The organism is Mycobacterium sp. 1423905.2, assembly GCF_001673155.1.
Taxonomy (GTDB): domain Bacteria; phylum Actinomycetota; class Actinomycetes; order Mycobacteriales; family Mycobacteriaceae; genus Mycobacterium.
Genome location: NZ_LZLE01000339.1, coordinates 1 through 10,995, shown reverse-complemented (window position 1 = coordinate 10,995; position 10,995 = coordinate 1). Strand labels below are relative to the sequence as shown.

The window sequence follows — 10,995 nt, the reverse complement described above, 5'->3', positions numbered from 1 at the left end:
TCAACACCGCCCGCGCCCAATTGCATGACACCGATGCCCTCGTCGAGGCGCTGCGCGCGGGCAAGGTGGCCGCCGCCGGGTTAGACCACTTCGTCGGGGAGTGGCTGCCCACCGATCACCCGCTGACGGAGATGACCAACGTCGTGCTCACCCCGCACATCGGTGGGGCCACGTGGAACACCGAAGCGCGGCAGGCACAGATGGTCGCCGACGATCTGGACGCGCTGTTGTCCGGCGCCAGGCCCGCCCATATCGTCAATCCGGAGGTGCTGGGCCGATGAAGTATGTCGACGATCCGGAAGTCGCGGTATTGGCGGCGGCCAAAGAGATGCTGCGCCGGGGGCTGGTGGAGGGCACCGCCGGCAACCTCTCCGCCCGACGCCGCGACGGCAGCCTGGTCATCACGCCGTCGTCGGTCGACTACGCCGACATGGTGCTCGACGATCTGGTCGTGGTCGACCCCGATGGTGCTGTGCTGCAGGCCAAAGACGGCCGCATGCCGTCCACCGAGATGCAGTTGCACCTGGCGTGTTATCGAGCGTTCGACGACATCGGCAGCGTCATCCACAGCCATCCGGTGTGGGCGACCATGTTCGCCGTGGCGCATCAACCCATTCCGGCCTGCATCGACGAATTCGCGGTGTATTGCGGCGGAGACGTCCGGTGCGCCGATTACGCCGCCTCAGGCACACCGGACGTCGGCACCAACGCGGTCAAAGCGCTGGACGGACGCGGTGCTGCCCTGATCGCCAACCACGGCCTGGTAGCGGTCGGTCCGCGGCCCGACAAGGTGCTGCACATCACCGCACTGGTCGAGCGCACCGCCCAAATCGTCTGGGGCGCTCGCGCTCTCGGCGGTCCGGTGCCGGTACCCGAAGAAGTGAACCGCAACTTCGCCGGCGTCTACACCTATCTGCGCGCTAACTGATCCGGGCCAGCTCGTGATTTGCGCGGCACCTTCACCGTTAACGGCCACGCGCGGGATCACCCGCCTTTGACGCCGTCGAACAACCAGATGTCCGCGCCGTCAGAAGTCTCGAATTCCGGCGGCACCTCCCGCCGAGCGGCGCGGCCGAATTCGCCGACCGTCGTACGAGCGCGGACCTGCCACCCATGAGATGCGAGCCAATCTCCGGGCTCCTCGAGCACCGGATCGTCGGGAAACTCCCACTTCAGCAGGTCCCAGACCACGCGGTCCCGATCGTCCAAGAGCTCGTAGTTGACGTCCTCGTACTTCCATTGACGAGTGAAATATTCACTGAGGAAACGGCTTCCAGTGGTAGACAACGCTGAGACGCGGTCGAGCAGCCGATCGGCCTCCTCACGCGTGAAGTACATCAGCAGCCCCTCGGCAATCCACACCGTCTGCCGGTCCGGGCGGAATCCCGCAGCCATTAATGGACCAGCGATCTCCTCTCGCAGATCGACCCACAAAGGCACCCGGGAGCAGTCGGGAATAAGACTGTGTTGCAGCACGACCCGTTCTTTGAACGCCAACACCGATGCCTGGTCGATTTCGAATACGGTCGCGTCCCCCGGCAAACCCAGCCGGAATGCGCGACCGTCGAAGCCCGCGCCCAAAAGGACGATCTGGCGGTACCCCGCGTCGATCGCGTTCAGCAAGCCGCTGTCGTAGAAGACCGTGCGATGCGCGAAATAGAAGCTGAACAAGTTCCACAGATTCGACGCTGCATCATCTATTGTCGGCCGCAGACGCGGTAGTCGCGGGCCGGTGACGGACCCGACGCGGTTCGCGGCCGCGACGACTGCCGCCGCAAGCGGATCGTTGAACATACGATCCTTGCGCAACGACTCATGCGCGCGGCTGTACGCGGTCATGAGACCCGTCCATCCCACACCCGTCAAGGTTTCATCGACATCCATCGAATACCCCTAACCGAATTCGATCGCCGCGCAGCTTCGAACGCCGACGCGTACAGCGGTGTTCATTGGTAGGGGCAACCGGTATCGCGCACGGCCATTACCGACCAGCGGCCCGGCACGCCCTTGAGTTCGAGGGTGCCGCGATCTTCGAAGGCGATTGTCGATCCGAGAACCAGCGGCGGCACTGCACCGGAGACAAGCACTTCATCGGGTGCCGCGAGCGCCATGATGCGCGCGGCGATATGCACCGCGATGCCGTGGATATCGGCTCCGACCGATTCCACCTCGCCCGTATGCAGCCCCACCCGGACGGCAAACCCGAGCTCTCGTACGGCATCGCGAATTGCACACGCGCAGTTGATAGCTCGGGCGGGCCCGTCGAAGGACGCCAGGGCACCGTCACCGGTGAACTTGACCACGGCACCTCGGGCGGCTGCCACGTGCCGCTCAACCAAGCGGTTATGCTCACCAAGCACTTTGGCCCACTCGCTGTCGCCGAGACAAGCCGCAAGCTCGGTAGACCGCACGATGTCGGTGAACAGGACGGTGGCCAGCACACGGTGGCTGGGTGCCGAGGCGCGTTGGCCGGTCAGAAATTCTTGAATCTCATCGAGTACAGCGTTTACCTTTCCGGCGAACCACACATGGTCATCACCGTCGAATTCCACCAGTCGCGCGTTGGGTATTCGGTCGGCCAGATAGCGCCCGTGGCCGTCGACGACATGGCGGTCACCGCGGCGATGCAGCAACAGTGTTGGCACCTGGATGCTGTCCAGCACGGGCCGCATGTCGCTACGTACGTACAAGTCGTAGATCCGTTTGAAGTAGCCGGGACCGCCCGAGAGCCGCTCCCCGCGCGCCCACCTGGGTCGACGCTGCGCGGCGGCGTTGGTGGGCGCGAGGTGATCCGCGAGTACGCCGGTCCCGTACGCATCGCCGATGAGATCGACATAGCGGGTCATCGCGGGCTCAGGCATTCCCCAGGGATAGTCGACAGCGCGGGAGAAACGCGCAAAAGCGCTCCACAGCACCAGCGAACTCACGCGGTCGGGATGGGTTGCGGCCAATAGCATCGCCGGAAGCGCCGACTCAGCCGTGGCGAAGACCGAGGCGTGGGCACTGCCCGCGGCGTCGAGCACGGCAATCAGGCCATCGGTCCAGGTTTGCATCGCGGGGCAACCGTGGATCGCCACCTGGTCGGAGCTACCTAGACCGAGCAGGTCGGTCATTATCAGGCGGCTGAATGACGCCAACCGGCTCAGCTGTGCCGCTACGTGCGGCTCGTCCCAAATCAAATCGATCGGAAATGTCGGCGTGGGGATCAACAAAAGGTCCGAGCCATGGTCGCCGGTGGTTTGGTAGGCGATGTGAACACCACCGTCCTGCGCGTACCGCGTCTCGGGCGCCTCGTTCCCGGCATGACGTTGCCGTAAGTCGATAGCTCGCTCTGCGCCGGCCAATCCTCGCGTCTCGCGTCGCGAGGCTGCGCCCACTCGCCGTGCGGCGCCGGCGGTTCCGATGTGGCGTCGAAACGGGACGAGCTCAGAGCCCATGCTGACCAAGCCAGGACTCGATCGTCACCGCCGCAGTACTCCATCCCGGCTCCAGCATGATGTCGTGCCCAGCGTGCGGGATGAGCACCGGCGATGTCTGATAGGCCTCGGCGGTACGGCGGACATCCCGCGCCGAATAGACCTCGTCGCCTGTTCCCCCCATGACAAGCATCGGTGTGTTGACCTTTCTCGTGTCCACCAGATCGCCGGCCACCATGTCGAAGAAGATCGCCCGCATGCTGTCCGGCTGAAGTCGCGCGGCGGTCATCTCCACGAGATGGTCAGGCGCGCGGCTGCCGAAGAACATCTCGCGAGTACCTGCAGGTGATCCGCACAGGTCGGCCGGATTGCCCGTGATCGCGAATTTCATTGCACGCCAGGGGTGCCGACGGACCGAACGCAACAGCGAGCCGAGCTGCCCACGTGGCGGCGCCGAGGCGAGCAGGACCGCGGCCGGGGTGTCATGACTCTCCAGGTATTTCTGCACGACGAACCCGCCCATCGAATGCCCGACCAGCACCGGCGGACGCGGAAGCCGCTGCGCGACCATGGTCACATCGGCGACGAACTCCGAAATCGAGCACAGGCGAAGGGATTTCTCGACCGGGCTCCCCCCGTGTCCTCGTAGGCTGGGGGCTAGGACCCGAAACCCCCGCCCGGCGAAGTAATCAAGGAAGTACTCATCCCAGCACCACGCCCCGTGCCATGCACCGTGTACGAACAGCAAAGGGGTCGGGTGCATTTCGCTGCTTTGGCCCCTTTCGATCACTTCCAGCACGTGACGCGCCGCCTTGTCGATGTCTACGAATGGCATGTCGCGGCGCCGTTGTCACGGTGACGCCGGTGTGGGTGTGAGCCGGCGAGAAAGGACGTAATGGGCAGGGTCGAACCGGCGCGTCATCCGCCGGTAGCTGAAGGTGTTGCCGGGCCACAGATTTGTGTTGCGACCGTTGGCGTTGAGATACCAACTTTTGCAGCCACCGCTCGACCACACCGTTCCGGCGCTGAGTCGATCCACCTCCGCCGTGTACGCCTCCTGGGCCTTCTCGGTGGGTTCGATGGCGCCGACGGAATGAGCGCGCGCATAGCCGATCGCTGACGCAACATATCTGGCCTGGGACTCGTACATGTACAGCACCGATGTGTGTCCCAGGCCGGTGTTGGGTCCGTTGATCAGATAACAGTTGGGAAAGCCCGCGACGGTGGTCCCCAGAAAGGCGGTGGGATTGCCGGTCCATTTCTCCGCCATGCTTATCCCGTCGGCGCCGCGGATGCGGTCGGTCAGCGGCAATCGATCCGTCTTGAATCCCGTCCCGAGAATTATTGCGTCGACTTGATGTTCGGCGCCGGTGCCGTCGACGATGCCGCCCGGCGTGATCTCATGAATACCGTCGGTGACCAGGGTGACGTTGGGCTTGGCGAGCGCGGACAGGTAGTCGTCGGAAATCAGCACGCGTTTGCAGCCCAGTCGATAGTCGGGCAGCAGCTTTGCCCGTAGTCCGGGGTCCTCGACCTGTGCGTAGAGATGTTTACGGGCCAAGAACTCGGCCGGTTTCTGAAAGGCGGGATGACGGAAGCCGAGGAGAAGCCGCTCGCGCTTGAGGTAGATGCGCAATCGCGATAGCCGTTGCAGCGCGGGCAGGGTTCGCAGCAGCTTCTGCTTGCTGGCACTTATCTCGCGGTCATGCCGCGGTATGACCCACGCCGGCGTCCGTTGAAAGACCGTCAGGTGAGCGACGGCAGGCTGCACAGCGGGGATGAATTGCGCGGCTGATGCACCTGTTCCGATGACCGCGACGCGTTTATCGGTGAGGTCGATCCCGTGGTCCCACCGGGCGGAATGGAACGCCGCGCCGGTAAAGCGTTCCATGCCGGGAATTTCCGGGATGTTGGGTTCCGCCAACGCTCCGGTGGCGATCACGACGTGGTTGGCGCTGCGCTCTCCCCGCGCTGTCTGCATTCGCCAGAGCTGGTGGACGGGATCCCAATCCAGCCCGTCGACGGCGCAGTCGAGTAACAGGTGGGGCGGCAAACCGAATCGTCGGACGACATCGCGTAAGTAGTCCCAAATCTCTGGCTGCTTTGCGAACACGTTGCGCCACTGCGGATTCAGCGCAGAGGAGAATGAGTACAACTGACACTCGACGTCGACGGCTGCGCCCGGATAGGTGTTGTCCCGCCAGACGCCGCCGATGTCGGGGGCGCGATCCATGACCACAAAGTCGTTGAATCCGTGTTCCTGCAACCGGATTGCCGCGGCGAGTCCACCGAATCCGGCGCCGATAACGGCGACGTGGTTGTGGGTCTGAGCATTTGGGTTCACGACGCCTCCAGGTGGCCTCACCGGACTGACCGATCGGAATGTCAGGCAGCAGCCGATGCGGTACGCCGCTGTTCACTGCCCTATACTGCTGAACAGTGCTTACATTAAACCGCGATGTATGCGATGTCTACATCTTGGGGAGTGTGACCTATCTCATGCCGGGTTCTAGCTACCATCACGGTGACCTCCGTGCCGCCTGTGTGCGTGCGGCGATCGAGCTCCTCGAGGAGGACGGCAACACGGCCGGCCTCTCGCTGCGAGCGGTGGCACGCCGCGCCGGTGTGTCGCCTGGCGCGCCGTACCGCCACTATGAGGACCGCGAGGCATTGGTCTCCGCGGTGGCCGCCGTCGGCTATCGGGAGTTGGCGGACTGCATGGCCGCCCCCAACCCGGCACCAAGTACCCCAGCAGATCTCGCGGAACTGGGCCTCGCCTACGTCGAGTTTGCGTTGCGCCGCCCAGCCATGTTCCGGTTGATGTTCGGCGAGCCTTGCGAGCGGGAGAACAACGAACGGGTCGCCGCCACGGCCGCGATCTGGCAGCTCGTGAGTGGCGGCGCCCGAGCGTGTTTTCCGGACACGGATGTCGAGGCCATGAGCAATGCTCTGTGGAGCCTCGTGCACGGTCTGGCCTTCCTGCACCTGGACGGCAAATTCGACACCGCATCACCGCACGCGGTGTCCGACCGGGTGCGGGCAGCCATCTTGGGCATTGTTACCGCGCACTGCGCTGAATCCACCCAATAGACCGGACCACGCCACACTTCGGGTTCCCCGGTGCTGCGGCTGGACGCGGGTGAGGCGGCGGTCTTCGTCGGCGAGCGCTAGTTCAAGCTCACCGGCAGCGATTCGTACACCGTCATGTTGTTGCACAAGCTCGGCAGCTGCAGCACCGGCTCGCCGATCTCGATTTCGTTGCTGCGCAACAAAATCTCGTCGAGTGCGGCCCTGACCTCCGCCCGGGCCAGCATGGCACCCAGGCAGTGATGGGCCCCGCCCCCGCCGAATGACTGGTGCGGGTTGGGATCGCGACGGATGTCGAACCGATACGGGTCGTCGAACACGTCCTCGTCACGGTTGGCCGACCGCAGCATCGTCACCACCCGCGCGCCCGCGGGAATCAGCGCATCGTTGAGCATCACGTCCTGCGTGGCGCCCCGCACCCAGAACATAATGGGGGTCGAGTAGCGGATCACTTCCTCGACCGCGGTTCGCCGCGCCTCGGGATCGGCCCGATAGACCGCGATCTGGTCAGGGTTAGCGACGAACGCGCGGATGCCGTCGCACAACGCATTTCGTGTGGTGTCCGCCCCAGCGAGCCCGAGGATGAAGAAGAAGATCTCCAGCTCGTTGGCCGGCAGCAGGAAACTCTCTCCGGAGTCGGCGGTGATTTCGGTGGTGCACAAGGCGCTCCAAATGTCGTCGACGGGGTGCGCTCGCTTCTCGGCAGTCAACTCGCTGGCGTATTGGAACAACTCCATGAACGGCATCAGGTCATCCCCGTCGGGAACGGCCAGTTGCCCACCGGCGGTCTTCAAGACCCGATCGATCAGGCCGAACACCCGGGGCCGGTCCGCCTCCGGGATGCCGACGATGTCACCGATCACCGAGATGGGCAGTCCCGCTGCGAGATCCACGAAGTCGCCGCCACCCCGATCGAACAGCGCATCGGCCATCGCCTTGGCCCGAGCGCGGATTCCGTCTTCGAGTTTGGCCACGGCGCGCGGGGTGAACGCGCGGGTGATGACCCTGCGGCGCACGGTGTGGTCGGGCGGATCCAAACTGACGATGGCCGGGTAAGCGTCGAACAGCGGCACGTCTTGGATCAACGGGCCGCGAGTCGCCGTGAACGACTCGTAATCACGATGCACTCGGGCGACGTCGGCGTGTTTGGTGCACACCCAGAACTCCCGTCCCACCGTCGATTGCACGTCGTCGGTGAGGCGTTGGTGGAATACCGGCGTGCGGGCGCGCAGTGCGGCGAACAGGTCGTCGGGAAACCGCGATGCCCAATGCGCCGGGTCGGCCAGATCGATCATCGCTTCCGTCATATTTCACCCCCGATGTCCCCGCGCAGACCCGTGAGGATCAGCCGCAACCCGTATTCGAATGCCCAGTCGTGCGGTCCCCCGACCGAGGCGTCGACGGGACGGATGTGCTCGAGTTGCACCGAACCCAGCAGGTGCACGTACAACGTGGCATGCGCGGCTTCGAAATGCGCTGCCGGCAAACCGGAGTCACGCAGAATCGCCCGCGAGGCCCGGTCCATCTCGGTGGCCGCAGCGGTGTGCGGATGCTCCTGCAGCAGCACCGCAATGCCCGGCACCTCGACGAGCACGTGCCAGGCGTTGGTGTACAACGTGACTAACCGAGCGGCCCAGTCACCGTCGTGTGGGATCTCGATCTGCGCCAGGACCGATTCGATCAGCAGGTCGAGCAGTTCCCGCTTGTCGCGGACGTGGTAGTACACCGACGACGGCGCCGTACCGGCCTCGGCCGCCAACTCCCGCATGGTCACCCGGCTGACGCCCACGCGCTTTGCCAACTGCCACAGGTGCTTTGTCAGGTGTGCCCGGTCCAGCGCGCCGTAACGCAACACCGGCGCATTGGATACGGCTTCCACTAGACCCCCGCCCGGAGCAGATTCGAACAACATTCTGATTAGAACAGCGTTCGAGTCGAGCTGTCAACGGTTACCGTGAGGCATGGCGCGCTACCGAGTGGTCCAGTGGTCGACCGGCAATGTCGGGGCGCGAGCGCTCGGCACCTTGCTCGACCGCGCAGACTTCGACGTGGTCGGCGTGCATGCCTTTGGCGCGGACAAAGTGGGCCGCGACGCGGGAGTGCTGGCTGGGAGAGACCCGGTCGGAGTCGCAGCGACCGGCGACGTAGACGCGTTGCTCGACGTGCAGCCCGATTGCGTGAACTACATGCCGCGCGTGATCGACTACGACCTGGTGGCCACCATGCTGCGGCGTGGCATCAACGTGGTCACCACCGGAGATTTTCTGACCGGCAGCCACCATCGGAGCGAACGCGCCGCGCTCGACGCGGCCGCCACCGAAGGCGGGGCGACCTTTCTGGGCACCGGATTCGAGCCGGGATTCATCAACGTCGTCGCCGGGTTTCTGACCGGGGCGTGCCGAAAGGTCAACAGCGTCAAGCTCGTTGAAACGCTGGACTGCACCACCTACCCGGTCCGAGAGGCATGGACGGTGCTCGGGTTCGGCAAGCCACCCCGTCAGCGGGTGACGCCGATAGACCCGCAGTCCCAACAGTACGGACTGGGGTACTTCGAAACGCTCGACCTGATCGCGACCATGCTGGGCGCCGAGCTCGACGACGAAGAGGCGTTCGTCGAGCACGCGGTGCTGACCCGCGATCTCAACTTGCCTTGGGCCCAATTCGCCGCGGGCACGGTCGGCGGACAGCGACGCACGTACCGCGGTTACCGCAACGGACGGCCGGTGGTCGAGTTGGCGATCTGCTGGACCATGAGCAGTGACGCGCTCGACCCGCAGTGGCACGACCCGGAGGGTTTCACCGTAGTGATCGACGGCGAGCCACCTGTCGATGCGACGATCCGATTCGGCCGTGCGGGCCAGGATGTGATGACACTGCTGATGAACAGCACTGCGGTGGCGGCGGTCAACGCCATACCGTTCGTCTGTGCTGCCCGGCCGGGCGTCATCACCCCGACCGACTTACCCATCGTCGGGTCCGTCGGCGCCTTGCTCCCCTGACCGCTTGTACGTTGGCTGAAGACCGACAAACGATTGGGGTTTCGATGACGTCCTCGAGGCATGACGGAGATACCTGGGATCTGGCGTCCAGCGTCGGCGTGACCGCGACCATGGTCGCCGCCGCCCGGGCCATGGCCACGCGTGCGGAGCGCCCGCTGATCAACGATCCGTTCGCGGAGCCTCTGGTGCAGGCGGTCGGTGTCGACCTGCTGACCCGGTTGGCCACCGGCGAGACCACCGCGGCCGACCTCGACGACGACCCGCAGCGTCCGTTCGGCGCGGTAGCCGACGTCGCCGATAACATGGCGGTGCGCACCCGCTTCTTCGACGAGTTCTTCTTGGACGCGACCGCAGCAGGCATCCGGCAGGCCGTCATCCTGGCGAGTGGTCTCGACGCGCGCGCATACCGGCTGCCGTGGCCGGACGGCACCGTTGTCTATGAGATCGACCAACCGCAAGTCATCGAATTCAAGAGCCGCACGCTGGCCGACCTGGGCGCCTCCCCCACCGCGGATCGCCGCGTGGTGGCCGTCGACCTGCGAGACGATTGGCCGGCCGCCCTGCGCGCAGCGGGTTTCGATCCGGCCCAACCCACCGCGTGGAGTGCCGAGGGTCTGCTGGGCTATCTGCCGCCGGACGCTCAAGATCGCTTGCTGGACAACATTACTACGCTCAGCGCGCCGGGTAGCCGGGTCGGGACCGAAAGTCTGAGCGGCGTCAACCCCGGTGATGAAGATCGGATCCGGGACCGAATGCAACAGATCTCCGAACGCTGGCGTTCCCACGGCTTCGACGTCGACATGACCGGGCTGGTTTACCTCGGTGACCGCAACGAGGCGCAGGCCTATCTGTCCGATCGAGGCTGGCTGATGACCAGCATCTCCCTCCCGGATCTGCGCGCGGCGAGCGATCTGCCGCCCACCGGAAACGACGACATGTCCGGGGTGGATATGTTCTACATCAGCGGCACGCTGTACAAGGCGTCCCGATCCCGATAGATAGGACACGCATGCCCCGCGCGCACGACGACAACTGGGATCTGGCGAGCAGCGTCGGTGCCACGGCGACCATGGTCGCGGCCGGACGTGCGATGGTCAGCAAGGACCCGAATGGGCTGATCGACGACCCGTTCGCCGAATCGCTGGTGCGCGCGGTCGGAGTCGACTTCTTCACCAAGATGATCGACGGCGACCTGGCGCTGGAATCGTTCGAGAACGTCTCGCCCGAGCGGATGCAGGCGATCATCGACGGAATGGGCGTGCGCACAAAGTTTTTCGACGATTACTTCACCGCCGCCACCGCCGGCGGGGTGCGCCAAGCGGTGATCCTTGCCTCCGGACTGGACGCCCGTGCCTACCGGTTGCCCTGGCCGGCCGGAACCGTCGTTTACGAGATCGACCAACCTCAGGTGATCGAGTTCAAGACGACCACACTGGCCGATCTGGGTGCCGAGCCCACCGCCACCCGGCGCCCCATCCCCATCGACCTGCGCG

Annotated in this window: 12 protein-coding genes; 6 read left to right on the top strand and 6 right to left on the bottom strand. The window is 65.0% G+C overall.

Annotated elements, in window-relative coordinates:
* On the top strand, positions 1 to 281 hold a 281-nt coding region (locus A9W95_RS23335; protein ID WP_305799976.1), incomplete at its 5' end, for an NAD(P)-dependent oxidoreductase.
* A complete protein-coding gene (locus tag A9W95_RS23330; RefSeq protein ID WP_067418415.1) occupies positions 278 to 928 on the top strand; it encodes an L-fuculose-phosphate aldolase in 651 nt (216 codons plus the stop codon). The genes A9W95_RS23335 and A9W95_RS23330, both read left to right, overlap by 4 nt.
* Positions 929 to 984: 56 nt before the next feature.
* Here A9W95_RS23330 and A9W95_RS23325 read toward each other — a convergent pair whose 3' ends face one another.
* The 4 genes from A9W95_RS23325 to A9W95_RS23310 all read right to left on the bottom strand — a co-directional run bounded on the left by A9W95_RS23325 (position 985) and on the right by A9W95_RS23310 (position 5,760).
* Positions 985 to 1,839 (bottom strand): SAM-dependent methyltransferase, encoded by an 855-nt coding sequence (locus A9W95_RS23325; RefSeq protein WP_172826701.1) that lies wholly within the window; start codon positions 1,837 to 1,839, stop codon positions 985 to 987.
* A 107-nt stretch (positions 1,840 to 1,946) separates the two neighbouring features.
* Positions 1,947 to 3,437: an adenylate/guanylate cyclase domain-containing protein gene (locus A9W95_RS23320; RefSeq protein WP_082983279.1), complete on the bottom strand. Its 1,491-nt coding sequence runs from the start codon at positions 3,435 to 3,437 to the stop codon at positions 1,947 to 1,949.
* The gene (locus tag A9W95_RS23315) at positions 3,427 to 4,215 is read right to left on the bottom strand and encodes an alpha/beta hydrolase (protein WP_172826700.1); all 789 of its coding nucleotides are present in this window, start codon (positions 4,213 to 4,215) and stop codon (positions 3,427 to 3,429) included. Before A9W95_RS23315 ends, A9W95_RS23320 begins: the two co-directional genes overlap by 11 nt.
* Positions 4,216 to 4,266: 51 nt before the next feature.
* A complete protein-coding gene (locus A9W95_RS23310; protein ID WP_067418409.1) occupies positions 4,267 to 5,760 on the bottom strand; it encodes an NAD(P)/FAD-dependent oxidoreductase in 1,494 nt (497 codons plus the stop codon).
* Between the two features lie 155 nt (positions 5,761 to 5,915).
* On the opposite strand from A9W95_RS23310, the gene A9W95_RS23305 reads away from it, so the two are divergent.
* Positions 5,916 to 6,506: a TetR/AcrR family transcriptional regulator gene (locus tag A9W95_RS23305; protein WP_067418417.1), complete on the top strand. Its 591-nt coding sequence runs from the start codon at positions 5,916 to 5,918 to the stop codon at positions 6,504 to 6,506.
* A gap of 77 nt (positions 6,507 to 6,583) precedes the next feature.
* On the opposite strand, the gene A9W95_RS23300 is transcribed toward A9W95_RS23305, so the two are convergent.
* Complete coding sequence (locus A9W95_RS23300) at positions 6,584 to 7,810, bottom strand: cytochrome P450 (RefSeq protein ID WP_067418408.1); 1,227 nt, start codon at positions 7,808 to 7,810, stop codon at positions 6,584 to 6,586.
* Complete coding sequence (locus A9W95_RS23295) at positions 7,807 to 8,415, bottom strand: TetR/AcrR family transcriptional regulator (RefSeq protein WP_067418406.1); 609 nt, start codon at positions 8,413 to 8,415, stop codon at positions 7,807 to 7,809. Before A9W95_RS23295 ends, A9W95_RS23300 begins: the two co-directional genes overlap by 4 nt.
* Positions 8,416 to 8,464: 49 nt before the next feature.
* Here A9W95_RS23295 and A9W95_RS23290 point away from each other — a divergent pair, with 49 nt between their 5' ends.
* The 3 genes from A9W95_RS23290 to A9W95_RS23280 all read left to right on the top strand — a co-directional run.
* Positions 8,465 to 9,502: a dihydrodipicolinate reductase gene (locus tag A9W95_RS23290; RefSeq protein ID WP_067418404.1), complete on the top strand. Its 1,038-nt coding sequence runs from the start codon at positions 8,465 to 8,467 to the stop codon at positions 9,500 to 9,502.
* 44 nt (positions 9,503 to 9,546) lie between these two features.
* Positions 9,547 to 10,500 (top strand): class I SAM-dependent methyltransferase, encoded by a 954-nt coding sequence (locus tag A9W95_RS23285; RefSeq protein ID WP_067418403.1) that lies wholly within the window; start codon positions 9,547 to 9,549, stop codon positions 10,498 to 10,500.
* Positions 10,501 to 10,511: 11 nt separating this feature from the next.
* On the top strand, positions 10,512 to 10,995 hold a 484-nt coding region (locus tag A9W95_RS23280; RefSeq protein WP_156746364.1), incomplete at its 3' end, for a class I SAM-dependent methyltransferase.

Coding starts and splice junctions, on each gene's coding strand:
- A9W95_RS23330 (WP_067418415.1), top strand. CDS start 278: ATGAAGTATGTCGACGATCCGGAAGTCGCGGTATTGGCGGCGGCCAAA.
- A9W95_RS23305 (WP_067418417.1), top strand. CDS start 5,916: ATGCCGGGTTCTAGCTACCATCACGGTGACCTCCGTGCCGCCTGTGTG.
- A9W95_RS23290 (WP_067418404.1), top strand. CDS start 8,465: ATGGCGCGCTACCGAGTGGTCCAGTGGTCGACCGGCAATGTCGGGGCG.
- A9W95_RS23320 (WP_082983279.1), bottom strand. CDS start 3,437: ATGGGCTCTGAGCTCGTCCCGTTTCGACGCCACATCGGAACCGCCGGC.
- A9W95_RS23285 (WP_067418403.1), top strand. CDS start 9,547: ATGACGTCCTCGAGGCATGACGGAGATACCTGGGATCTGGCGTCCAGC.
- A9W95_RS23300 (WP_067418408.1), bottom strand. CDS start 7,810: ATGACGGAAGCGATGATCGATCTGGCCGACCCGGCGCATTGGGCATCG.
- A9W95_RS23295 (WP_067418406.1), bottom strand. CDS start 8,415: ATGTTGTTCGAATCTGCTCCGGGCGGGGGTCTAGTGGAAGCCGTATCC.
- A9W95_RS23325 (WP_172826701.1), bottom strand. CDS start 1,839: ATGACCGCGTACAGCCGCGCGCATGAGTCGTTGCGCAAGGATCGTATG.